Annotated in this window: 21 protein-coding genes; 15 read left to right on the forward strand and 6 right to left on the reverse strand. The window is 69.8% G+C overall.

Annotation, left to right across the window (positions count from 1 at the left end; genetic code table 11):
* The first annotated feature begins 8 nt into the window (after positions 1–8).
* From SSMG_RS16235 to SSMG_RS16250, 4 genes are read left to right on the forward strand one after another with little or no spacing between them, the layout of a single operon-like run.
* The gene (locus SSMG_RS16235; RefSeq protein ID WP_037713858.1) at positions 9–1,730 is read left to right on the forward strand and encodes an ABC transporter substrate-binding protein; all 1,722 of its coding nucleotides are present in this window, start codon (positions 9–11) and stop codon (positions 1,728–1,730) included.
* A gap of 45 nt (positions 1,731–1,775) precedes the next feature.
* A complete protein-coding gene (locus SSMG_RS16240) occupies positions 1,776–2,804 on the forward strand; it encodes an ABC transporter permease (protein WP_009077560.1) in 1,029 nt (342 codons plus the stop codon).
* 6 nt (positions 2,805–2,810) lie between these two features.
* The gene (locus SSMG_RS16245; RefSeq protein WP_009077561.1) at positions 2,811–3,797 is read left to right on the forward strand and encodes an ABC transporter ATP-binding protein; all 987 of its coding nucleotides are present in this window, start codon (positions 2,811–2,813) and stop codon (positions 3,795–3,797) included.
* Complete coding sequence (locus tag SSMG_RS16250; RefSeq protein WP_009077563.1) at positions 3,794–4,789, forward strand: ABC transporter ATP-binding protein; 996 nt, start codon at positions 3,794–3,796, stop codon at positions 4,787–4,789. Before SSMG_RS16245 ends, SSMG_RS16250 begins: the two co-directional genes overlap by 4 nt.
* Before the next feature lie 33 nt (positions 4,790–4,822).
* Here SSMG_RS16250 and SSMG_RS16255 read toward each other — a convergent pair whose 3' ends face one another.
* Positions 4,823–5,050 carry a hypothetical protein gene (locus SSMG_RS16255; protein ID WP_009077565.1) on the reverse strand — a complete coding sequence of 76 codons (228 nt, stop codon included), beginning with the start codon at positions 5,048–5,050 and terminating at the stop codon, positions 4,823–4,825.
* A gap of 18 nt (positions 5,051–5,068) precedes the next feature.
* Here SSMG_RS16255 and SSMG_RS16260 point away from each other — a divergent pair, with 18 nt between their 5' ends.
* The 4 genes from SSMG_RS16260 (at position 5,069) to SSMG_RS16275 (ending at position 12,124) form a co-directional block, all read left to right on the forward strand.
* A complete protein-coding gene (locus tag SSMG_RS16260; protein WP_286156960.1) occupies positions 5,069–6,226 on the forward strand; it encodes an alpha/beta fold hydrolase in 1,158 nt (385 codons plus the stop codon).
* Positions 6,227–6,788: 562 nt separating this feature from the next.
* Positions 6,789–8,402 (forward strand): alpha-L-fucosidase, encoded by a 1,614-nt coding sequence (locus SSMG_RS16265; RefSeq protein ID WP_199841139.1) that lies wholly within the window; start codon positions 6,789–6,791, stop codon positions 8,400–8,402.
* A gap of 9 nt (positions 8,403–8,411) precedes the next feature.
* Entirely contained in the window at positions 8,412–10,295 is a 1,884-nt protein-coding gene (locus SSMG_RS16270) for a beta-N-acetylglucosaminidase domain-containing protein (protein WP_009077570.1), read from the forward strand.
* The gene (locus SSMG_RS16275) at positions 10,295–12,124 is read left to right on the forward strand and encodes a beta-galactosidase (RefSeq protein WP_009077571.1); all 1,830 of its coding nucleotides are present in this window, start codon (positions 10,295–10,297) and stop codon (positions 12,122–12,124) included. Before SSMG_RS16270 ends, SSMG_RS16275 begins: the two co-directional genes overlap by 1 nt.
* Before the next feature lie 19 nt (positions 12,125–12,143).
* Here SSMG_RS16275 and SSMG_RS16280 read toward each other — a convergent pair whose 3' ends face one another.
* Complete coding sequence (locus SSMG_RS16280; RefSeq protein WP_009077574.1) at positions 12,144–12,626, reverse strand: Lrp/AsnC family transcriptional regulator; 483 nt, start codon at positions 12,624–12,626, stop codon at positions 12,144–12,146.
* A 60-nt stretch (positions 12,627–12,686) separates the two neighbouring features.
* Here SSMG_RS16280 and SSMG_RS16285 point away from each other — a divergent pair, with 60 nt between their 5' ends.
* Entirely contained in the window at positions 12,687–13,694 is a 1,008-nt protein-coding gene (locus SSMG_RS16285; protein ID WP_037713864.1) for a Glu/Leu/Phe/Val dehydrogenase dimerization domain-containing protein, read from the forward strand.
* 62 nt (positions 13,695–13,756) lie between these two features.
* On the opposite strand, the gene SSMG_RS46145 is transcribed toward SSMG_RS16285, so the two are convergent.
* Positions 13,757–13,912, reverse strand: coding sequence for a hypothetical protein (locus SSMG_RS46145; RefSeq protein ID WP_086024889.1), 156 nt, complete (start codon positions 13,910–13,912; stop codon positions 13,757–13,759).
* 274 nt (positions 13,913–14,186) lie between these two features.
* Here SSMG_RS46145 and SSMG_RS16290 point away from each other — a divergent pair, with 274 nt between their 5' ends.
* Both SSMG_RS16290 and SSMG_RS16295 read left to right on the forward strand, forming a co-directional pair.
* Positions 14,187–14,630, forward strand: coding sequence for an STAS domain-containing protein (locus SSMG_RS16290; protein ID WP_009077578.1), 444 nt, complete (start codon positions 14,187–14,189; stop codon positions 14,628–14,630).
* 128 nt (positions 14,631–14,758) lie between these two features.
* Positions 14,759–15,721 carry a TIGR03557 family F420-dependent LLM class oxidoreductase gene (locus SSMG_RS16295; protein WP_009077580.1) on the forward strand — a complete coding sequence of 321 codons (963 nt, stop codon included), beginning with the start codon at positions 14,759–14,761 and terminating at the stop codon, positions 15,719–15,721.
* 60 nt (positions 15,722–15,781) lie between these two features.
* Here the strand turns inward: SSMG_RS16295 and SSMG_RS16300 are convergent, their stop codons facing one another.
* The gene (locus SSMG_RS16300; RefSeq protein ID WP_009077582.1) at positions 15,782–16,873 is read right to left on the reverse strand and encodes a Vms1/Ankzf1 family peptidyl-tRNA hydrolase; all 1,092 of its coding nucleotides are present in this window, start codon (positions 16,871–16,873) and stop codon (positions 15,782–15,784) included.
* 34 nt (positions 16,874–16,907) lie between these two features.
* Entirely contained in the window at positions 16,908–18,200 is a 1,293-nt protein-coding gene (locus SSMG_RS16305; RefSeq protein ID WP_009077584.1) for an NAD(P)/FAD-dependent oxidoreductase, read from the reverse strand.
* Positions 18,201–18,324: 124 nt separating this feature from the next.
* Between SSMG_RS16305 and SSMG_RS16310 the strand changes: the two genes are divergently transcribed.
* Positions 18,325–18,786 (forward strand): SRPBCC family protein, encoded by a 462-nt coding sequence (locus SSMG_RS16310; protein ID WP_009077586.1) that lies wholly within the window; start codon positions 18,325–18,327, stop codon positions 18,784–18,786.
* 105 nt (positions 18,787–18,891) lie between these two features.
* Positions 18,892–19,398: a type 1 glutamine amidotransferase domain-containing protein gene (locus SSMG_RS16315; RefSeq protein WP_009077588.1), complete on the forward strand. Its 507-nt coding sequence runs from the start codon at positions 18,892–18,894 to the stop codon at positions 19,396–19,398.
* Positions 19,399–19,448: 50 nt separating this feature from the next.
* Here the strand turns inward: SSMG_RS16315 and SSMG_RS16320 are convergent, their stop codons facing one another.
* On the reverse strand, positions 19,449–20,801 hold the full coding sequence (locus SSMG_RS16320) for a cytochrome P450 (protein WP_009077590.1): 1,353 nt from the start codon (positions 20,799–20,801) through the stop codon (positions 19,449–19,451).
* A 305-nt stretch (positions 20,802–21,106) separates the two neighbouring features.
* Between SSMG_RS16320 and SSMG_RS16325 the strand changes: the two genes are divergently transcribed.
* On the forward strand, positions 21,107–21,508 hold the full coding sequence (locus tag SSMG_RS16325; protein ID WP_050788200.1) for an STAS domain-containing protein: 402 nt from the start codon (positions 21,107–21,109) through the stop codon (positions 21,506–21,508).
* A 137-nt stretch (positions 21,509–21,645) separates the two neighbouring features.
* Positions 21,646–22,695: a GAF and ANTAR domain-containing protein gene (locus tag SSMG_RS16330; protein WP_100266808.1), complete on the forward strand. Its 1,050-nt coding sequence runs from the start codon at positions 21,646–21,648 to the stop codon at positions 22,693–22,695.
* Positions 22,696–22,947: the final 252 nt, after the last annotated feature.

The following is a 22,947-nucleotide window of genomic DNA, read 5'->3' on the forward strand; positions in this document are numbered from 1 at the left end:
AGTATTTCGTGAAAAAGAGCACCACCGCGGCGGGAGTGCTGGCGCTCGCCGCCGGGCTCGCGCTGACCGCGTGCGGCGGTCCGAAGCCCGCCGCCGGCGCGGGCAACGGGCAGCAGGACGTGACCAAACGCGCCGCGGTCAAGGTGGCCGAGGGGTCGACCGCGAAGGGCGGCGACATCCACGTCCTGATGTCCTCGGACTTCCAGACCCTCGACCCGGGCAACAGCAACTACGTCCAGACCGCCAACGTCGGCCAGTTGTACTACCGCACGCTGACCATGGCGAAGGAGACGTCCGGCAAACCGCCGACGATCGTGCCCGACCTGGCGACCGACCTCGGCAAGGCGTCGGCGGACGGGCTCACCTGGACGTATACCCTGCGCCAGGGCCTGAAATACGAGGACGGCACGCCGATCACCGCCCGCGACGTCAAGTACGGCGTCGAACGCACTTACGCGCGCGACGTCTACACCCAGGCCCCGCAGGAACTCGACTCCGCGCTGACCGACGACAGCTACAAAGGCCCGTACCAGGGCGGCGATTTCAAGGCCATCGACACCCCGGACGACCACACGGTCGTCTTCCACCTGAAGCAGCCGTTCGCCGAGTTCCCCGCGCTGGTGTCGCGGTCGAACACCGCGCCGGTGCCGCAGGCGAAGGACACCAAGCTCGACTACACCAACCACCCGGTGTCGAGCGGTCCGTACAAGATCGCCTCCTACGACCGCGGCCGCAGCCTGAAGCTGGTCCGCAACCCGAACTGGGACCCGGCGACCGACCCGAACCGCCCGGCGCTGCCCGACACCTTCACCTTCACGCTGTCGACCGCGCAGGCGACGATCAGCCAGCAGCTGCTCTCCGACGCGGACCCGACCGCGCTCACGCTGGACACCCAGGGCGCGCTGCAGCCGTCGGACATCGCGAAACTGTCCGCTCAGGACATCTCCAAGCGCACCGCCGCCGGTCTCCTCGGCTGCACGGACGTGCTGAACTTCAACACGACGACCATCACCGACCCGGACGTCCGCAAGGCGTTCGCGCTGGCCTTGGACCGCAACGCGATCCTGCTGCAGTACGGCGGCGAGCGGTTCGGCAACATCCCGCAGTCGTATCTCAACGACGCGCAGAAGGGATATGTCGAGCAGCACACCGAGCTGGACCCGAAGGGGCAGCCGAAGCTCGAAGTGGCCAAGAAGCTGTTGCAGGGCAAGAACTATCCCAAGTCGCTGGTGTACGGCTACGCCGAGGCGTCGGCGAAGTACAAGGGGGTCGGCACCGTTCTGCAGCAGAACCTGAAGGCGCTGGGCGTCGACGTGCAGCTGCGCCCGATCCCGACCGCGAACTACTACACCGTGCTCGCCGGCGACCAGATGCCGGACATCGCGCGTTCCGGCTGGTGCGGCGGCGCGGACAGCTCGTCGGTGCGCTTCACGGTCGACCCGAACATCGGCCCGAGCCTCGACGGCAAGACCTACGGCTTCTCGAACATCCCGCGGTACTACGACGCCAAGCTGTCCGGCGAGCTGTACCAGCTGCGCGGGCAGAACGGGTCCGCCGAGGAGCTGGGCCGCAAGTGGGCCACCGCGATGGACCGGATCATGCAGCAGTACCCGCTCGTCCCGCTGGTGCGCAACTACACCTACAGCGTGGTCGGCTCCAAGGTCCGCAACGCGCAGGTCGGCTACTTCTTCGGGGCGATCGACCTGTCGGCCGTCGGCGTCGGGCAGTAGCACTCCAGCGGCACTCCAGAAACGAGAGGATTCCCCGGCGATGCGGTGTCCACAGTGGACCAAGCGGGTGCGGACGTGATCGGCTTCCTGGCGCGGCGCGTGGCCGCGATGGCCGTCCTGCTGGTCGTGATCAGCTTCGTCACGTTCGCGCTGTTCCAGATCGGCCCGGCGGACCCGGCCGCGGCCGCGTGCGGGCAGGAGTGCACGCCGGAGCGGATCGACCAGGCCCGGATCGCGCTGGGCATGGACAAGCCGTTCTTCGTGCAGTACCTGGACTACCTGTCCGGCTTCGTGCACAGCCGCATGATCGGTGCGCCCGGCGCGTTGACGGTGTGCGCGTGGCCGTGCCTCGGCAAGTCGTTCCAGACCAACGAAGCGGTGACGGACGTGCTCGCCCGGGCGCTGCCGTACACGGTGTCGATCGCGGTCGGCGCGGTTCTGCTGTGGACAGTCGCCGGGGTGTCGCTGGGGCTTCTCGCGGCGCTGCGCAAGGGGAAGGCGACCGACAAGCTCATCGTCGGCGCCGCCTCGGGCGGAGTGTCGCTGCCGATCCCGGTGACGGGGTTGCTGCTGCTGCTCGTGTTCGTGAGCACGCTGCACCTGCTTCCGTTCACCAGCAACGAAATCTCGTCCCCGTTCGGCCCGGCCGGACCTCTCGGCTGGTTCGGCAACTACCTGCTGCCGTGGGTGGCGCTGGCGCTGCTGTTCAGCGCGCAGTACATCCGGGTCACCCGGACCACGATGCTGGAGACCTTCGGCGAGGACTTCATGCGCACGGCCCGGGCGATGGGGCTGCCGCGCCGGCGCGTCGTGTTCAAGCACGGCGTGCGGGCCGGCCTCACCCCGATCGTCACCATGCTCGGCCTGGACATCGGCAGCCTGCTGGGCGGCGCGGTGCTAACCGAGCAAATCTTCTCCGTGCCGGGCGTCGGGTTCACCGCGGTGCACGCGGCGCAGTCCGGCGACCTGCCGGTGACGATGGCCATCACCATGATGGCCGCGTTCTTCATCATCGTGGCCAACGTGGTCGTCGACCTGTGCTACGCGGTGATCGACCCCCGAGTGAGAGTCTGAGGGCACGTGTCTGCAACCGAAACGCCGCTGCTGGCGGTCCGCGACCTGCGCGTCGGCTTCCCGACCGACGACGGCGTCGTGCACGCGGTCAACGGGATGGACCTGACGCTGGGCAAGGGCGAGACGATCGGGCTGGTCGGGGAGTCCGGGTCCGGCAAAACCGTGACCAGTCAGGCGCTGCTGGGCCTGTTCAAGGACACGCCGGCGACCGTGACCGGCGAGATCCTGCTCGACGGGACCGACCTCAACACCTTGTCCGAGCCCGCGATGCGCGCCTATCGCGGCAAGAAGATCTCGATGATCTTCCAGGACCCGCTGTCGGCGATGCATCCGTTCTACCCGGTCGGCTCGCAGATCGCCGAGGTGTACCGGACGCACAACGCGGTGTCGCGCAAGGCGGCGGCCGAGGTCGCGGTCGACATGCTGGGCCGCGTCGGCATCCCTGACCCGCGGCGGCGCGCGGCCGGGTACCCGCACGAGTTCTCCGGAGGGATGCGGCAGCGGGCGATGATCGCGATGGCGCTGGTGTGCGAACCGGAACTGCTGGTCGCGGACGAGCCGACCACGGCGCTGGACGTGACCGTGCAGGCGCAGATCCTGGACCTGATCGGCGAGCTGCAGGCGGAAACGGGCACCGCGGTGATCATGGTGACGCACGATCTCGGCGTGGTGGCGCAGGTATGTCACCGGGTCGCGGTGATGTACGGCGGGATGTGCATGGAGGTCGCGTCCGTCGACGATCTGTTCGCCGCGCCCGGCCACCCCTACACCCAGGGCTTGCTGTCGTCGATGCCGTCGCTGGCGGAGGAAACCGGACGGTTGCGGCCGATCCCGGGCTTCCCGCCGGCCCTGCTCGACCTTCCGCCCGGCTGCCTGTTCGCCGACCGGTGCCCGCAAGCGTCGTCGGTGGCTGGCGACCGGTGCCGGACCGAAGTGCCGTCGCTGTCCGGCGCCGGGCATCTGTCGCGGTGCCATCTCGAGGAGGCGGCGTGACCGAGTTGCTGGAGGTCCGGGACCTCGTGAAGCACTTCCCGGTGCGGTCGGGACTGTTCCGCTCGGCGGGCGCGCTGAAGGCCGTGGACGGGATCAGCTTCTCGATCGGGGTCGGGCAGACGCTCGGCCTGGTCGGCGAGTCCGGCTGCGGCAAGTCCACGACCGGCAGGCTGGTGATGCGCCTGCTCGACCCGACGTCGGGCAGCATCCGGCTGGCCGGGGAGGAAATCGGCCCCCTGCGCGGCGCTGCCCTGCAGGAGTACCGGCGGCGGGTGCAGATCGTCTTCCAAAACCCCGCTTCCGCCTTGAACCCGCGCCAGTCGGTGGGCACCGCCATTGCCGCCCCGCTGCTGGCGCAGGGCATCACGCCGCCCGGCGGGGTGAAGGCGCGGGTGCGGGACCTGATGGACCGGGTCGGGCTGCGGCCGGACCACTACAACCGGTTCCCGCACGAGTTCTCCGGCGGCCAGAAGCAGCGGGTGGGCATCGCGCGGGCGCTGGCGCTGGACCCGCGGCTGATCGTCTGCGACGAGCCGGTGTCCGCTTTGGACGTTTCGGTGCAGGCGCAGGTGATCAACCTGCTGCAGGACATCCAGCAGGAGACCGGGGTGGCATATCTGTTCATCTCGCACGACCTGTCCGTGGTGCGCCACTTCGCCGACCGTGTCGCGGTGATGTACCTGGGGCACATGGCCGAACAGGGCACCACTGCGGAGGTCTTCGCGACTCCCCGGCATCCGTACACCCGGGCGTTGCTGTCGGCGGTGCCTTCGCCCGGCGCGGACCGCGCGAGCCGGATCCGGCTGGCTGGCGATCTGCCGAGCCCCTCGGACCCGCCGAGCGGGTGCGTATTCCGCACGCGGTGCCCGGTTTACGCGGCGCTGGGGGAGTCGCAGCAGCGGTTGTGCCGGGACGAGGTGCCCGCTTCCGACAACGGGGCGGCGTGCCACCACGTCGAGGCGGCGAACGCGGTGCTGGCTCCGGCTGGATGATCTCCCCGGTCCTTTCGGGCCGGGGATCCTTTCTTATTTTGTATGGGAGATTTCGATGTAGTGCTTGCCGTTCCGGGGAATGCACTCGGCGCCGTCGACCGTGGGGTCCGGCGGCAAGACGCGCAGGGCGTGGACGCAATCGTCTGGGGTTTCGTAAGGCCCGTTGTACTCGATGCGGCTGGCGAACGCCGTGCCGCTCAGCAACAGAGCGCCGCCAGTTGTCGCAAGGCAAACGGCAGCTGTGGCCACGTATTTCCGCATGATGCGCTTCCTCCCCTTGTGCTGATCTTGTTGACGCCTCTTCATCCCTACCCTCGTCCGGGCGGAGCGAAGCCGTCTTTGCCTGTTCGGCTGCGAGGAATTGACCGAACGGGCATCGGACGCAACCCCTTGCCGGAACGGCAATTTTCCGTGCCCATGCCGGGGCGGGCTGGCGAAACTGACCGCATGATCACCGCATCCCGGCTGGTGCCCCGCTCTCTCGCGGCACTCGCTCTGTCCCTCGTGCTCGCGCTCGGCACCGTGGCCTGTTCCGCCGCTCCTTATGCTGCTGCGACGCACGACGATCCCGCATTCCAAAGCACCTTCCGGCATGAGTTCGCCGACGTCGACGGCGTACGTATGCACTACGTCACCGGCGGCAGCGGCACGCCGGTCGTGCTGATCCACGGCTGGCCGCAGACCTGGTACGGCTGGTGGCCGGTCATGCCAGCGCTCGCGAAACACCACACCGTGTACGCGATCGACCTCCCCGGCCTGGGCGACAGCACCGGTTCGCCGAGCGGATACGACAAAGCCACGTTGGCGCGTTATGTGCACACCCTCGTCGCGGAGCGGCTTCAACTTCGGAATGCCGCCGTCGTCGGCCACGATTTCGGTGCGGCGGTGGCATTCCAGTACGCCAGCCAATTCCCCGGAGATACTGCTCGACTGGGCTATTTCGATTTGCCGCTTCCCGGTCCCGCGATCAATGCCGCCACTTACCGGACGCTGAGCTGGCACATCGCCTTCCACTCGCAACGCCGCGTTCCCGAAGCAGTGGTCGGCGATGATGTGCGGGAATACCTCGCGCTGTTCTACCCGCAGGTTTCCTTCGGCGGGACAGCCTTCGGCGGCACCTCGGAACGATCGCCGTTCACCGAAGCCGAGGTCGACGAGTACGCCCGGACCTACAGCCGCCCCGCGGCCCTCTCCGGTGGTTTCGAGCTTTACCGGGCGCTGGACAAGGATGTCCGGGATACCGTGGCGGCTGCTCCGGTGAAGGTGCCGACGCTGCTTCTGACCGCCCAAGGCCAACTTGACGCGATCCGAGCGACGGTGGCCCCGCGGGTGACCGACATCGTCCAAGCGGCGGACGTGCCGCACGCGGGACATTGGCTGGCCGAGGAGAACCCGCGGTTCGTGGTGGGGGAGTTGGAGCGTTTCCTGGACGGCTGACCTGGCGGGAGGCTCGGGGGTGTCCCGCAAGCGCTGCACCGTGCTGGCTCATGCTGGCGGAGCTGGTATCTCACCCAGAGCAGCTGGCATACGCTTCCTAGCCCGGGCCGCCGCTGTACAGGCCGCCGATCCATCAGATCACTGTGCTTCCACCGCGCAACGAGCAGAAGAGCGGACGGAAGGCTTGGAACAGCGCTGATCCAACCCTCGGCGCTCGGGTGAAAGCCGAGCCTCCTCCGCCGATTAGGTCTAGACATCCGATGGATGGCCGACTTACGCTCCCGGCCGTCACCGTTCGGTTACGGAGCCGACAAGGAGGGTTGCCGTGTCGAATTCCGCGAGTCTGGTGCTTGCCGCGGTGCTGGCGGCTGGGGGGACGGCCGCCGCGCCGGCGGTGGGGGAAGCAACCGCTTGTCATGGGCCTGTCCGGCCGGCTGCGATTCAGGTGGTGCAGTCGTGCGACGGGACGGACCGGATCCTTGCCAAGGCCGCTGCGACCGTGCCGCGGTCGGGGCAGATCGCTTGGCAGCAGCGGCCCGTCACGGCCTTCACGCATTTCGGCATGAACACCTTCACCGACCGCGAATGGGGCTCCGGCGCGGAGAAAGAGTCGACGTTCGCGCCTGCTGCCGTCGACACTGACCAGTGGATGCGCTCGATGAAGGCGGCTGGCGTGACGCAGGTGATGCTGACTGCGAAGCATCACGACGGGTTTGTGCTTTATCCGACCCGCTATACGAATCACTCCGTGGTCGCGAGTCCGTGGTGGCTGACGCCGGGGTGCGCGGACGACTCAGTGGCGAAGGCGCGGCAGGCGGCGCAGAACGGCCGGGCGGAGGATCCGTCTGCGTATTGGCAGGTCCGAGCCGCTGGATGTGCCAATCCGCGCGGTGACATCTTGCGCGACTACATCGATTCGGCGCGGAAAGCCGGGCTGAAAGTCGGCGTGTACCTGTCGCCTGCAGACGGTGCGGAGTTGCCCCCGCAGTTCTTCGCGGACCAGGGGAAACGGGTCGAGGCGAAGGTCGCCGCGGGGCAGTCGTTGAGCATCGAGGAGCAGGCGACTTACGACGACCGCGCGAACTCGCCGGCTGGTCAGGGGCGGTACGGCACGGGCAGCGCGGCGAAAGTCCGGACCATTCCGTCGCTGGTGCCGAACGACGACCGGGCCGCGGCGCTCGCGGCGGGGAAGTTGCCCAGGTTCACCGTGACCGAGGATGATTACAACGCCTACTACCTGAACCAGATCTACGAACTGTTCACCCAGTACGGTCCGATCGACGAGCTGTGGCTGGACGGGGCGAATCCCTGGCGCGGCAACGGGATCAGCGAATCCTACGACTTCACCACCTGGTTCCGGATGATTCACGCGCTGTCGCCGGACACGGTCACGTTCGCCGGGCCGGCGGGCGTGCGCTGGGTCGGCAACGAGAGGGGGCAGGCCCGCGAGACCGAGTGGAGCGCACTGCCGACCACGGGTGATCCGAACACCGCGCACAACGAGGAGTTGTTCGTCGGCGGGGCGGAGGGGGTCGACCTCGGGTCTCGGCAGGTGCTCGCCGATCCGTCCGTGCGGTATCTGGAATGGGCACCGGCCGAAGCTGACGTATCAATCCGGCCGGGTTGGTTCTATCACCCGGACGAACAGCCGAAGACGGCCGCGCAGCTTGTCGACCTCTATCGTGCGTCAGTGGGGCGTAATGCCTCGTTGCTGCTGAACGTTCCGCCGGGTCCGGACGGGCGGGTCGCTCCGGCGGACAGCGCGGCGTTGGCGACGTTCGGGCAGGCCATCGCGCGGACGGAGGGCCAGAATCTCGCGGCCGGGGCCTGTGGGTTGAACGCGGTCACGGATTCCTCGCTCACCACGTCTTGGTCACCGCCGCACGGCGCGCTTGTCGGGACGATGGACGTCGTGCTGCCGAAGCCGGTGACCTTCGACCAGATCCGGCTGGGGGAGGACATCACGCGCGGCCAGCACGTCGAAGGCGCGACCGTCCAGGCCGAAGTGGACGGTGCCTGGCGCACGATCGCGACCGTCACCACGATCGGCGCGAACCGGCTCGTCACCCTCCCCTCGCCGATCACCGCTCGCCACTTGCGCGTGGTCGTCACGCAATCGCGGGCGACCCCGTACCTGGCTGCTTTCGCGTTGTACCGCACTGTCCCCGCCGTCTGAGAGGAAGTCATGACTCTACGCCGCAGAGCTTGGCTCGCCGTTGTCGTCGCCACGAGCGCCCTCGCGATTGCCCAACCGGCAGCTGCCAAACCGGGTCCGACGCCGGTCGTTTCCCCGACGCCGCAACAAATAACCCGCGAGGCCGCCGATGTTTCGTTGCCGTCGTCGGTGGTGCTGGTCACGGACGGCACTACCGACGGTCCGGCCAAGGACCTGCTGATTTCTCTGTTGCACCAGCACGGAGTCCAGAAGATCAGCTCTGGTCCGCCGCGCGGGTTCGTCATCCGGCTGGGCACTGGCGGGGACGCGCCGACGCAGGCGGAGGGCTATTCGCTTGCTGTGCACCGCGACGGCGTGACCGTCAATGGCCGCGACGGTGCCGGGCAATACTACGGGGTGCAGACGCTGCGACAGCTGTTTGTCCGGATTGGACACGGCTGGGCGGTGAGCGGGGTCGCGGTCCGGGACTGGCCGAAGATGGCCTTGCGCGGGTCGATCGAAGGCTTCTACGGTCCACCGTGGACGAACGACGATCGCGTGCGGCAGATCAAGTTCCTCGGCGAGACCAAGGCGAACACGTATATCTACAGCGCGAAAGACGACGCGTACCTGCGCGCACAGTGGCGCGACCCTTATCCGCAGCAGGAGTTGGCCGCGCTCGGCAAGCTGGTGCGCACGGCGAACGCGAACCACGTCGACTTCACCTACGCCTTGTCGCCCGGGGTCTCGATCTGCTTCTCCTCGCCGCAGGATGTGGCGGCGGTGAAGGCGAAATTCCAGGCGGTGTACGACCTCGGTGTGCGGTCGTTCTCGTTGCCGTTCGACGACATCTCCTACACCAAGTGGAACTGTGCCGGCGATCAGACGGCGTTCGGCGCGCCCGGGCAAGCCGCCGCGGGCAAGGCGCAGGTTTCGTTGCTCAACGAGATCACCAAGAACTTCGTGAAGACTCACGACGGCGTCCGTACATTGCAGACCGTGCCGACGGAATACAGCGACCTCAAGGATTCTCCGTACAAGACGCAGCTGCGGGAGAATCTCGACCCGTCCGTCTTCGTGCAATGGACCGGCACCGCGGTGGTCCCGCCGAGCGTCACGAACGACGAAGCTCGGCAGGTGTCCACTGTGTACGGGCGGAAAGTGTTCCTCTGGGACAACTACCCGGTCAACGACTACGAGCAGTCCGCCGGTCGGTTGCTGCTCGCGCCGTACGCGCATCGCGAAGCGGGGCTGTCGGAGTATCTCAACGGGATCGTCTCGAATCCGATGAACCAGGAAGCGGCCAGTGAGGTCGCCGAGTTCGGGGTCGCGGACTTCGCGTGGAACGACGCGGGCTACTCGCCGGACCGTTCGTGGCCGCAGGCGCTGGCCCGGCTCGCGGGCGGCGATCCGCGCGCGACGGAGGCACTGAAAGTGTTCGCGGACCTGGAACATCTGGCACCTGTCTTCGGACCCACGCCGCGGCAGCCGCAGGCACCCGTGCTCGCGGCCAAGGTCGCCGAGTTCTGGCAGGCCTGGAACTCCGGCGACCACCGTGCACTGGCCAAAATCCGTTCGTACGCCGAACAGATCCGCAACGCTCCGGCGGTAATCCGGGGCGGACAGGTGCAAAGCGCATTCGTCAGCGAGGCGGCCCCGTGGCTGGACGCGACCGCGCTCTGGGGCGAGGCGATGGTGACCCGGCTGGACGCACTCGCCGCGGCGACCCGCGGTGCCGCCGCTGCCGCGCAACGCCTGACCACAGCGGCGGATGCGCTGGTCAAGCGGGCGGAAGCGGTGAAGACAGGCAACACCAACCGGTGGGGCGTGCGGCAGGCGCTCGTCGGGGACGGCGTGCTCGACTCGTTCCTGGCCCAGGTGCGCGCGGTGACGGTCGGCGGAACGGGGGAGTGATGGACGTGAGCAGGAGGAGTTTCCTCGGCGGTGCGGCCGCAGTCGCCGCGAGCACCGTTTTCGCCGGACCGGTGGGCGCGGCCGGTCGTCGCGGGCTGAGCGTGTCCGGCGACCGGTTCTTGCTCGACGGCAAGCCGTTCCAGATCGTTTCCGGCGCGATCCACTACTTCCGCTTGCGGCCGGACCAGTGGCACGACCGCCTGTCGCGGCTCAAAGCGCTGGGCCTCAATACCGTCGAAACCTACGTCGCCTGGAATTTCCACCAGCCGACGCCCGGTCGCGCCGATTTCCGCGGAGACCGCGATCTCCCGGCGTTCATCCGGACGGCCGGGGAACTGGGTTTCCAGGTCATCGTCCGGCCGAGTCCGTACATCTGCGCGGAATGGGAATTCGGCGGCCTGCCCGCCTGGCTGCTCGCGGACCGGAACATGGAGCTGCGCTGCGCCGATCCGGCTTACCTCAAGGCCGTCGACGCGTGGTACGACCAGCTGATCCCGCAGCTGACCCCGCTCGAAGCGCAGCACGGCGGCCCGATCGTCGCCGTGCAGATCGAAAACGAATACGGCAGCTACGGCAACGACACGAGCTATCTCGCGCATTTGCGGGACAGCCTGCGGTCGCGCGGAATAACCAGCCTGCTTTTCGTCGCCGACGGCGCTTCCGAATTCTTCATGCGCTTCGGCGAACTGCCAGGGACATTGGAGGCCGGCACCGGTGATGGCGACCCCGCGCCGAGCATCGCCGCGCTGAAAGCCTTCCGTCCCGGCGCGCCGGTCATGATGGCCGAATACTGGGACGGCTGGTTCGACCACTGGGGCGAGCCGCACCACACCACTGATCCCCAGCAAACCGCCGCCCACATCGATCAGCTGCTCGCCACGGGTGCGTCCGTGAACCTGTACATGGCCTGCGGCGGCACGAACTACGGCTTCACTGCTGGCGCCAACACCTCCGGCCTGCAATATCAGCCCACCGTGACGAGCTATGACTACGATTCCCCAGTGGGCGAGGCAGGCGACGTCGGGGCCAAATTCACCGCATTGCAGGCAGTGCTCACGAAGTACACCAAGCAGCCCGTCGTCCCTCCGCCCGCTCGGTCGCCGCGCCTGTCCGCTCAGTCGGTCACGCCTTCCGGCGCGGTGTCCCTGATGGACTCGCTGCCGGTACTGTCCACAGTGGTCCGCTCGGCGCAACCGGTCTCCATGGAACGGCTGGGCCAGTCGACCGGCCTGATCCACTACCGCACGACCGTGCAGGGCCCGCACTCCGGCCCGCTGAGCATTCACGGCCTGGCGGACCGGGCGCTGGTCTTCGTCGACGGCGTGCAACTGGGCGTGCTGGACCGGAACCGCCCGGACACGACGCTCGACCTGAAACTGGAGAAAACGCGGACCCGCCTGGACATTCTGGTCGAGGCGATGGGCCGGGTGAACTACGGCCCGTACCTGGCGGATCGCAAGGGCATCGACGGCTGGGTCGCGATGAACACCCAGCAGAAACTGTTCGGCTGGGAGATCCGCCCGCTGCCGCTGGACGACCTGTCCCGGCTGCGCTTCTCCTCCGCCCCGCCTGGCGCCGGGCCCGCCTTCCATCGCGCGACTGCGCTGGTCACCGAGCCGGCGGACGGATTCCTCGCCCTGCCCGGCTGGGAGAAGGGCATCGTATGGCTGAACGGCTTCAACCTCGGCCGGTACTGGAAGATCGGGCCGCAGAAGACGTTGTACGCACCGAAGTCGCTGTGGCGGAAGGGCAAGAACGAGCTGGTGGTGCTGGAGATGCACCATCCGGGTCCGGCGATCGAGATCCGTCCGGAGGCGGACCTGGGCTGACCGGAGGGCGTCGTCCGGCTCACTGATCCCCGGCGAGGTTCTCGATCGCCCGTTTCCGGCGGTGGTCGAACACGATCGAACTGCGGAACTGCACGACCTCCTTGCGGCTGCTGAGATCCTCGACGAGGAACGTGTGCAGCCGCGAAACGTCCGGAACCGCGACGTGCAGCAGGAAATCGTCGCCGCCGGCCAGGACGAAGACGGCCATCACCTCGGGCATGGCGAGCGCGTCGCGGCGGAAGCGGTCGATGATCGGCTGGCTGAGCGGGCGGATCTGGGCGAACACCATGGCCTGCACCGACCTGCCCAGCGCGGGCAGGTCGACCTCAGCGTGGAATCCGGTCAGCACCTGGCGCGCCTGCAGCCTGCCGATCCGGTCGGAACAGGTCGACGCCGCGACGCCGACGCGTTCGGCCAGGTCGCGCATCGGGATCCGCGCGTCCTGCTGGAGTTCGCGCACGATCAGGCTGTCGATCCGATCCAGGTTCGGAAGTTCGCTCATTTGCCGAACATATCACCGGATCAGCCGCAGAAGTACGGTGGAACAGGCAGTCTTCTGGCTGTGAACCGAACAGAGAGTTTCGCCGGGGAAGCACTGCAGGTCGTCCGCGGGACCCGGTCGGGAGTCGTGATCTCCGTCGCCATCCATTCGACGGCGCGGGGTCCGGCGATCGGCGGGTGCCGGATCAAGGCGTATCCGTCGTGGCGGGACGGGGCGGACGACGCGCTGCGGTTGTCGGCGGCGATGACGACGAAGTGCGCGCTGGCCGGACTTCCCTGCGGGGGCGGCAAAACCGTGGCGGCGCTGCCCCCGGAAGGGCTGGATCCGGCGCGCCGGCCCGGCCTGATCGCCGATATCGCCGAGGCGATCGCCGCGCTGGGCGGACGGTATCGCACGGGGCCGGACATCGGGACGACGTCCGAGGACATGGCGGTCATCCACCGCCTCGCGCACGGCTGGGCGTTCTGCCGTCCGGTGGACCAGGGCGGCAGCGGAACGTCGAGCGCCGCGACCGCACGGGGTGTTCTGGCGGCGCTGCAGGCCGGGGTGGAGCCGGGTTCGGTCGAAGGGCTGCGCGTAGGCGTGCTCGGGTTCGGCAGCGTCGGACGGCTTGTCTGCGAGGCACTGCTGGACCGCGGCGCGAAAGTGGTCGTGACCGACGTCGATGCCCGGCTCCGGCCGGTCGCGGAGCGGCTAGGCGCCGCCTGGACCACGGCGGATCTGGTGCGGGAGCCGTTGGACGTGCTCGTGCCCGCTGCGACGGGAGGATTGCTGACGGCCGAGTCGGCGGCGGCTTGCGGCGCGTCGCTGATCGTGGGACCGGCGAACAACCAGATCGCCGACGAGGAAGTCGCGACGGTGTTGCGGGACCGGGGAATCACGTGGATTCCGGACTTTGTCGCGAGCGCGGGCGGAATCATTCACGCGGTCGGACGCGAGACGCTGGGAATGGACGAGGCGGCGGCGAACGCGAAGATCGACGCGATCGGCGACACGACGAGAGCGGTGCTGGCGCGCGCCCGCGAACGCGGCCTGACGACGGTTCGGGCGGCGCGGGAACTGGCCTGAGCCCGAACGCGAGCCAAGGCTCCGGGACTCGGCCCGGAGCCTTGGCTTCCCTTTCCGCGGGATCAGTACCAATGCGCGCGGCCGCCGATGCGGCGTCCGGTCCCGCCGAGCACCGCCAGGATCGCGCCGATCACCACGAGGGCGATCCCGATGCTCCACAAAATCTGGATCGAGGTGATGAACCCGATCACGAGCAGAATGACGCCGAGAACAATCACGGGGAGAACCTCGTCTTCCTTCTCTCGGTGGGGAATATGGCGTGCTCACTCCCGGATACCCTCACACGGACGAGTGAAACATGAGTTGCTCCGGCAATTCCGCGCCGCGGGTATTCCGGCAAGCTCGCGGTGAATTTGTCACCGCATTGATCGATTCGACGGCAGGAATTCAGGCAAATGGCGTAAGGAACCGAGCGGGCGGCGCCGCCGCCGGGAAACCGGACGAAGCGGCTGATTCCCCGCCCGCCTGCGTCGGCGCGGCGCGGCGGGCATCATGGGGGAGGCGGCCGGGCAGCGGGCCGCCTGCCCGGACCGGGCAGGAGAGACCGACGACGGGACCCTGACGATGGACGAGCCGACCGACCCCGGCGCCGACCCGGCGCGCGAGTTCCGCGTCGAGCGGGAGGACCGGCCCCCGGCCGCGGTGCTGGCGGTCTACGGCGAGGTCGACATGGTCACCGCGCCGCGGCTCACCGCCGCGGTCGACGAGGCGCTCGCCGGGGCCCCGCCGGTGGTGGTCCTGGACCTCGCCGCGGTGGAATTCCTCGCCTCGGCCGGGCTGACCGCGCTGGTGACGATGACCCAGCACCGTCCGTCCGGCCCGAGCGTGCGCATCGTCGCGTCCGGACGGGCGACGATGCGGCCCATCCAGCTCACCGGGCTGGAGCGCACGCTGCCGCTGTACCCGACGGTCGAGGCGGCGCTGGCCGGGGCCTGACCCGGGCGTCTCTTCCGGACGGACGGCACGGGTGAACCCGGCCCGGACAGGGTAACCGGACGGCGGGAAAGAACGTCCGCTGCGGCCGTGCGCGCCGCGCGCGGAACAGCCCGTCGAACGGGGAGAACATGCGCATCGGCTACACCTTGATGACCGAACAGACCGGGCCGCGGGAGCTGGTCAGCTGCGCGACCGCCGCCGAGCAGGCCAGCTTCGACTTCGCGGCCTGCAGCGACCACTATTCGCCGTGGCTGGCCGAACAGGGGCACGCGCCGTACGCGTGGAGCGTGCTCGGCGCGGTGGCCCAGGCGACCGAACAGCTCGAACTCATGACGCTCGTCACCTGCCCGACCATGCGCTACCACCCGGTGGTGGTCGCGCAGAAGGCCGCGACGGTGCAGCTGCTGTCCGACGGGCGGTTCACGCTCGGGCTCGGCGCGGGGGAGAACCTGAACGAGTACGTCGTCGGCATGGGCTGGCCGTCGGTTTCGGTGCGGCACGACCGGCTCGCCGAGGCCGTCCAGATCATCGGCGGCCTCTTCGACGGCGGCACGTTCACCTACGAGGGCAAGTACTACCGGGCCGACGGCGCGAAGCTGTGGGACCTTTCGCCGACGCGGGTGCCGATCGCGATCGCGGTGTCCGGCTCGAAATCGGTGAAGCGGTTCGCGCCGGTGGCCGACGCGATGGTCGCGGTCGAACCGAAAGCCGAGCTGTGCACGGAATGGGACCACGAGCGGGTCGGTCCGCCGACGCGCAAGATCGGCCAGCTGCCGGTCAGCTGGGACCCGGACCGCGGGGCGGCGATCCGGCGGGCGCACGAGCAGTTCCGCTGGTTCGGCTCGGGCTGGCCGGTGAACGCCGAACTGCCCGGGACACAGGCGTTCGACGCGGCGACGCAGTACGTCCGCGAGGACGACGTGGCCGCGGGGATTCCCTGTGGTCCGGACGCCGGGCCCATTGTGGACGCGGCGAAGCAGTTCGCGCAGGCCGGGTTCACGGATCTGGCGCTGGTGCAGATCGGCGGGCCGGAGCACCAGCCGGAGTTCATGAAGTTCGCGCAGCGGGAGTTGCTGCCCGCGTTGCGGTAAGAACCCGCAAAGCAAGCTGGGCCCGGGCACCGAGGCACCCGGGCCCAGCCTTGCGCGAAGTCACGGATGCCGCAGCAGGGCCCCGAATCCGTCGGTCAGGTCCAGCCGCTCGTCCATCACCACGACGTCCGCGCCGACCGCCACCGCCGCGTACGGCAGGGCCTCGTCCGCGCGTCGGCGGGCCGGGTCGGCCACCCCCAAAGCGTCCAGCCGGGACTGAGCCACGCCGACCTGCGTCGGTTCCGCACCGGTGTACACGCTGGCCTCGCCGGAGTCGCCGACCAGCAGCGTCGCCACGTTCGCCTCCGCCAGCGCGGCGGTGACGGCGGACAATCCGCTGACCGCCAGCGCCGATTCGCGACCGGCGGACGCGCGGAAGCGGTCGGCCAGGTCGTCCAGCTCGCGCAACCGTTGCCCGGTAAGCACTTCGTGCACCGCCCGGTCCAGCTCGGCTCGCCCGGCACCGGAGGCGCGGCTGCCCGCGTCGACCTCCGCGGCGAGCGAGCGGGCCGGTTCCGGCAGCCGCTCGTGCAGTTCGGTGCGCGCTTGGACTTCACCGGCGAGAACGATGGCTCGCGGCCGCACGCGTTCGGCGGCCTTCGCGAGGCGGTCGGCCACTTCCGCGAGGTTGTTGTGCGCGGTCTGCTCGGCGTGCGACTGGATGTCGCGGTGCGCCGGACCGCCGCCGCGGACCTTGTGCACCGGATGCTCCTGCCCGTGCACGGTCTCGGTTTCCACGCTGCCGTCCGGCCGGTGCACCTCGATGTCCGCGCCGGTCCGGTCGGCGAGGACCACCAGGTGCGCGGGCGTTTCTTCGAGATGGCTCACGGTCGGCAGGAAGTACGGCAGTTCGGAGAACCGCGCCTCCTGCGCCGGCGGCGGAGCCGCGAGCCGCCGGTCGAGCAGGATGCTGCCGTGCGCGGCGACGAGCGTGCGCCCGGCCCGGCCGACCGGCGGGGTGCTCTGCTCCACGGCGCGGAGGACCGCCTCGACGCTCGGCCGGTCCGCGCCCTGCTCCTCGAGCGCGGCCTCGATCTCCTTGAGCCGCAAGCGCAATTGCTTGGCCGCGTCCTCGGTGTCGTGCGATTCGTCGAAGTGCACCGAGACGAACGGTCCGTCGGTCAGCAGTGCGCGCAGTTCGTGGGTGTCCATTTCGGATTCTTCCTCCCAAGGTTCGGGACGGGCCTCACCGGGTGCGGGGCAGTTCGGGCGAGGCGGTGTCCAGCGGAACCGCGCCGGAACGGACGAGTCCCAGCTGGACAGTCTGCCGCCGGCCCACCTTCTCCAGCGCCCAGTCGGTGGCGGTGCGCAGCCGGTTTCCCGGCAGGGACAGCAGGTGGTAGCCGCGGGTCACCGCGCGGGCGGGAAGGCCCGCCAGCGGGATGTGGAGCGGATTGGCCGCGCCCTGACCGGACCCGAGGTCGACCGCGAAGCCGAGGTCGTGGTGCCGGTACTTGCGCGCGCGGCCGACGCCGAGCGACGCGGCGACGTTGTTTCCGGCCAGTTTCCCTTGCCGCTGCGCGTGTTGCGCGGTCATCGGAGTGGTTTCGCCGGGACGCGTCAGGTCCGGGACCGCTGCCGCGTCGCCGCAGGCGAACACGTCGTCGCGGCCCGGCACGTTCAGCTCCGGCGTGACGACCAGCCGGCCCTTCACGGTTTCCAGGCCGAGGTCGGAGACCAGCGGGTCGGGGCGGACGCCTACGCACCACACAAGCGTGTGCGTCGGGACGGCGTCGCCGGTGGTCAGCGTGACGCCTTCGACGTCCGCCTGGTCCACCGAGGTCTTCATCCGGACCTCGACGCCGCGCTCGCGCAGCACCCGGTCGGCGGTGGCGCCGAGCCGGGGGTCCAATTCGGGCAGTACGCGTTCGGCGATGTCCAGCAGCAGCCAGCGAATCTGCTGTCCTTCGAGTTCCGGGTGCCGGCGCGCGAGGGCGGCGGTGAACTCCGGGCCTTGCGCGGCGACCTCCGTGCCGGTGTAGCCGGCGCCGACGACGACGAACGTGCACCGCGCGTCGCGTTCGGCCTGGTCGTCGGTCGCGGCGGCCAGTTCGATCTGCCGGGTGACGTGGTCCCGCAGGTACAACGCCTCGGGCAGGCTGCGGAATCCGTGCGCGCATTCGGCGACGCCGGGGATCGGCAGCAGTTTGTTGACGCTGCCCGCGGCGAGGATCAGCCGGTCGTAGTCCAGCGTCCGCTCGCGGTCTTCGGGGTCGGTGTAGGTCACGGTGCGGGCGTCGAAGTCCACAGATTCCGCCGTGCCCAGCGCCAGCCGCACGCCGCGCAGAGTGTCCGGAATGGACACCGCGACGTGCCGGGGGTCGACGATCCCGCTGGCCACCTCCGGCAGCAACGGCAGGTACAGGAAATAGTCGGTCGGGTTCAGCACGACGATCTCGGCGCGGTCGCCGAGGGTCCGCAGCAGCTTGCCCGCCGCGTGGTAGCCGGCGAATCCGCCGCCGACGATCACGACTCGCATGGGCGGCCTCCTTTCCGCTGGACGGGTACCCGGAGCGCGGCCGGGCAATCGCGCCGGACGCGCCGGTTTCGCCCCGCGGAGTCCCGGGCACCCGGGTCCGGTACCCGCTGGCGAGGAGGAGCGAATGAGCAGCACGATCACCGAAATCGTGGACGTCGACGTGCCGGTTTCGACCGCGTACAACCAGTGGACGCAGTTCGAATCGTTCCCTGAGTTCATGGAGGGCGTCGAGGAGATCCGCCAGCTCGACGCGACGCACACGCACTGGGTCACCCGGTTCGGCGGCGTCGGCAGGGAGTTCGACGCGACCATCACCGAACAGCACCCGGACGAACGGGTCGCGTGGCGCTCGGATTCCGGGCCCGACCACGCCGGGGTGATCACTTTCCACCGGCTGGGCGACACCAAGACGCGGATCACCGCGCAGATGGAGATCGATCCCGAGGGGCTCGCCGAGAACGCGGCGGACAAGCTCGGCATCCTGGACCGGCGCGTGAAGGGGGACATGGTGCGGTTCAAGCAGTTCATCGAACAGCGCGGACGCGAAACGGGTTCGTGGCGCGGCGACGTCGAGCGGCCGAGCTGAGCCGGACCCGGTCGTGGGACGCCGCACAGGCGGGCATGGCCCCGCCGGGCGGCGGGTAACCGGACGGGGAGCGAACCCGTCCAGACCTGCGGAGAGGAGAACAGCATGGCCCGCGTGGCAGTGCTCGTCGACGAAATGACCGAGGACGACGAATTCCTGGTGCCGTGCGAGCGGTTGCGTTCCGCCGGGCACGAGCCGGTGGTGGTCGGCCTGGCGAAGGGCAAGAAGCTCACCGCCTTGCACGGCGCCGAAATCACGACCGACCAGGCGGTGGACGACGTGGCCGCGGCGGACTTCGACGCGGTCGTGGTGCCCGGCGGGTATTCGCCGGACAAGATCCGCACCAGCGAGCCGATGGTCGCGCTGGTCCGGGAAACGGCCGCCGCGGGCAAGCCGGTCGCGGCCGTGTGCCACGGACCTTGGCTGCTGGCCGAGTCCGGGCTGGCGCGCGGCCGGACGGTGACGTCGTGGCCGTCCCTGAAGACAGACCTGCGCAACGCGGGCGCGGAGTGGGTCGATCGCGAGGTCGTGACGGACGACGGCGTGATCACGTCGCGCAATCCGGACGACCTGCCTGCGTTCTGCGACGCGTTGCTGGAGCGGTTGAAGTAGGGAAATCGGCGGGCAGTCACGGATCCGTGACTGCCCGCCGAATTTCGTTCTCAGGACAGCGCGAACTGGATGCCGAAGTGGTTCAGCGTCGCGGGAAGCTTCCCCGGCTGCAGGTCGGCGGCGGTGCCTCGCGGCGCGAAACCTGCTTGCTGAAGAAGCGCGGCGAGCAGCGTGGAAGCGGTGAAGAGCACGACGTCGCGGCCCGGGCACACCCCAGGTCCGGCGCTGAACGGCACCAGTGCGGGATTGGCCTCGGCGCGGCCGTCCAGCCAGATGTCGGGCGTGAAGGAATCCGCGTACGGCAAGGTCTCCGGGTCGCGGTGGAAGAACGGCGTGTAGATCAAGAACGACGTGCCCGCCGGACCCCAGGCGGTGTCCTCGGTGCTTTCGCGGAGCAGCGCGGGCGTGGTCGGCCAGAGCCGGACGGACTCCAGAACACAGGCGCGCAAGTACGGAAGTTGTTGTGGCTTCGAGAGATCCGCTTCGGCGACTTCGCGACGGGCTTCGGTCAGCTGGTCGGGATGCGTGGCCAGCAAGGCGAGGGCGCGAAGGGTCGCGATCGCGGCCGCGTCGAAGGCGAACAGCCAGTGCGGCACCTGACCGCTCGGGTCGACGTCCGGGTCCGCGGGCTGTTTCGTCATCGCCGCGCCGAGGCTGCCCGGGCGGTCCAAGCCGAGCTGACGGTCCAGCAGCGCCTGGAACCGGCGGCGCCGCTCCTCGCGGCGCGGATGCGCGAAGGCCCAGTTCGCGTTGAGCCGCAACTGGTCCAGGAGATCGGTGACGCGCCGGTCCGCGGTCGTGTCGCCGCCCAGAACGATTTTGCGGATGATCGTCCAGAAATGCTCGGTGAACTGGGTCGCGTCGAGAGCGGGGAAGCCGGAAAGCATTTCGTGCGCTTCGGTGCGGATGGTGTCCGCCCAGGAACCGGCGAGTTCGTGCGCGGCGCGGCCGGGTTCGAGGACGGTCTCGTTGAGTTTCCGCCGCCGGGCGCGGTTGGCGCCGCCGGAGATCAGGACGCCGTGCGGCTGGAAATGGCGCAGGGCGGCGTCTTTTTCGGCGCTGTCCGGGCTGAACGGCGAGGGCGTGCCGGCCAGCAGCGCCCCGACGTGGTTCGCCTCGAGCACCAGCCGGAACGATCGGCCGGGGATCGGCAGGTCGAGCGGACCGGGTCCGTAGCGTTCGCGCAAATCGTGCAGCAGGCGGATGGCCGAGCGGTCGACGTGCAGTTTCTGCGCCGCGGCCATCGCGCGGGGACGGCGTTTGATCAATCCGATGCCGACGGTGGGGGCGACCATCCGCGCGACGACGCGCCCGGTGTCGCGGACCGACGCCCGCTGGGGGCGGACGTCGGCCGGGGGCAGTTCGGACAGATCCGGGCTCGCGGTCGCGTGGGTGGTCGCCATATTGTTCGGGTACCCGGGCCGGTCCGAGCGAAACTTCGCCGGACCGGGGGAGCGGGCTGGTCCATTGTGGAGAGCGGAAACCGCCCGGTGCGGAACGGTTCCGGCGGAGAGTGCGGGCGCGGATCGTCCACAGTGCCCGGGCCGGAGCGGGGCGGAGGCTGGTCGGGGGCCCCGCGCTGCGGTACGGTCGGGGCAGGAGCGGTTCAGCCCACGTGCCGTCGCCTGACCCGAAGAGGCCCGTTTCCGGGGTCCCGGGCCGGGCCGCACTGAATCGGCCCGGTCTCGCGCACGGCGAGGAGGGCTCGATGCACGAAACTTTCGCTTACCTGCCGGGAGCACCGGCGAGGACCGTCGTCACCGCCACCGCGGACGAAACCGTCGTCTCGGTGTCCGGGGAACTGGACCGGCGTTCCACCGACCGGCTGCGCGACGTCCTGGCCGGGGAGACCGCGCTCGGCCCGCCGCGGCTGGTCGCCGACGTCTCCGGCCTGACCTTCTGCTCGGTCGGCGGCCTGGAAGTGCTGACCGACGCCGCGCGGGAGGCCGGCCAGGCGGGCGTCGCGTTCGTCGTGGTCGCCGCGGGGCGCGCGGTGCTCCGGCCGCTGCGCGTTCTCGGGCTCGACCGGGAGCTGCGCGTGGTCGGCTGCCTGGCCGACGCCGCCGAAGGGCGCACCGCCGCCAGGCCCCTCGCGGCCGACATCGGTTAACGGCGTTCGCGCGGTCCGGCCGGGCCGCACAGGGCGCCCGCGAGCTGGGACCGAACGCGAGGGGTGGCCGCCGCCCGTCCGGGATCCGAGTACTTTGGCAAGCGCTTGGGGAATGTCCGGGCTGGCGGGAGGAACCTGTGGAAGGCGGAAGCGGCGGGGCGGTCGACTACTCGGCCGTGGTGCGGCTGAGCGGCGATCCGGCCGGATTGCGCGGCGAGGTGGACGAGGCGCTGGCCGCGGAGCCGCGGATGGTGGTCTTCGAGCTGAGCGAGCTGACCTCGTTCTCCAGCGACGACCTGGTCGCGCTGCGCGAGACCGCGAAGCCGAGCGAAGCGGTCTTCGCCTGCCGGGAGGGAGGGGTGGCCCGTCAGGTGCTCGAAGAGGAGGGCGTCCCGTTCTCCGAGTCGGCGTCCGAGGCGCTGGCGTTCGAGGACGAGTCGCCGCGGCCGTCCGGCGAGCGGTTCCGGACGCTCACCGAGATGCTGCTGGCCGCGCGAACGGTCGGCGAGGTCCTGCAGCTGGTCGTGGACGCGACCGCTTCCCTGGTGCCCGCGGCCGAACTGGTCTCCATCACGCTGCGCGCGCCGGACGGCACCTTCCACACCTCCGCCTACACCGATCCGAAGGCCGCCGAACTGGACGTGCTCCAGTACAAGCTGGGCGAGGGCCCGTGCCACGACGCGGCCCTGCCGGACCGTCCGGAATTCCTCGAAGCCGCCGACCTGCGCGGTGATACGCAGTGGCCGCAGTGGTCCCCGGCGGCTGCGGAGGTGGGCTGGCGTTCGGTGCTCGCGACCGCGCTGGTCGACGACGCGACGACGCGGTTCTCCGGCGCGCTCAACCTCTACTCCCGCACGCCCGGCGGCCTGACCGAGGCCGACCGCGACGTCGTGCAGCTCCTGGCCAGCCACGCGACCCTCGCGGTGGCCGAAACGGACGCGGTGACCCGCAGCGAGCTGAACCAGGCCCAGCTGCGGCGCGCGCTGGACAGCCGGGACGTGATCGGCCAGGCGAAGGGCATCATCATGGCGCGCCGGGGCCTCGACGCGGAGGAGGCGTTCGACCTCCTGCGCCGCACCTCGCAGCAGCTGAACGTGAAGCTGGTGCACCTCGCGGGGACGCTCGCGTCCCGCCACGACGAGCTGGACGGGCCGGGCGCGCAGCTGGGGGAGCCGGACCCGGTCTGACCTGGTCAGAGCCCCTCCCCGGCGGCTCGGCCGGGTCGACGGCCCGAGCCGCGGCGGACGCCACGTGCCGCGCGGCGGCCGATGCGGTGTTTTTGGCTCGGCTTTCCCGGCGGCAGTGCGACGTGTCCGGCGCTTCTCCGCGGGGTAGCCGGGGACGGAGGATCCGACCGAGGAAGGAGCCCGTCATGGTGCACCCCGTGCCCCCCGGACCGGAGCCCGTCCCGTCGCCGCCGCCCCCGGTGCCGCCGTTCC

Source organism: Streptomyces sp. AA4, assembly GCF_000158875.1.
GTDB lineage: Bacteria > Actinomycetota > Actinomycetes > Mycobacteriales > Pseudonocardiaceae > Amycolatopsis.

Coding starts and splice junctions, on each gene's coding strand:
- SSMG_RS16265 (WP_199841139.1), top strand. CDS start 6,789: ATGAACACCTTCACCGACCGCGAATGGGGCTCCGGCGCGGAGAAAGAG.
- SSMG_RS16280 (WP_009077574.1), bottom strand. CDS start 12,626: ATGAGCGAACTTCCGAACCTGGATCGGATCGACAGCCTGATCGTGCGC.
- SSMG_RS16300 (WP_009077582.1), bottom strand. CDS start 16,873: ATGGACACCCACGAACTGCGCGCACTGCTGACCGACGGACCGTTCGTC.
- SSMG_RS16305 (WP_009077584.1), bottom strand. CDS start 18,200: ATGCGAGTCGTGATCGTCGGCGGCGGATTCGCCGGCTACCACGCGGCG.
- SSMG_RS16275 (WP_009077571.1), top strand. CDS start 10,295: ATGGACGTGAGCAGGAGGAGTTTCCTCGGCGGTGCGGCCGCAGTCGCC.
- SSMG_RS16290 (WP_009077578.1), top strand. CDS start 14,187: ATGGGGGAGGCGGCCGGGCAGCGGGCCGCCTGCCCGGACCGGGCAGGA.
- SSMG_RS16295 (WP_009077580.1), top strand. CDS start 14,759: ATGCGCATCGGCTACACCTTGATGACCGAACAGACCGGGCCGCGGGAG.
- SSMG_RS16270 (WP_009077570.1), top strand. CDS start 8,412: ATGACTCTACGCCGCAGAGCTTGGCTCGCCGTTGTCGTCGCCACGAGC.
- SSMG_RS16310 (WP_009077586.1), top strand. CDS start 18,325: ATGAGCAGCACGATCACCGAAATCGTGGACGTCGACGTGCCGGTTTCG.
- SSMG_RS16325 (WP_050788200.1), top strand. CDS start 21,107: ATGCACGAAACTTTCGCTTACCTGCCGGGAGCACCGGCGAGGACCGTC.
- SSMG_RS16315 (WP_009077588.1), top strand. CDS start 18,892: ATGGCCCGCGTGGCAGTGCTCGTCGACGAAATGACCGAGGACGACGAA.
- SSMG_RS16255 (WP_009077565.1), bottom strand. CDS start 5,050: ATGCGGAAATACGTGGCCACAGCTGCCGTTTGCCTTGCGACAACTGGC.
- SSMG_RS16320 (WP_009077590.1), bottom strand. CDS start 20,801: ATGGCGACCACCCACGCGACCGCGAGCCCGGATCTGTCCGAACTGCCC.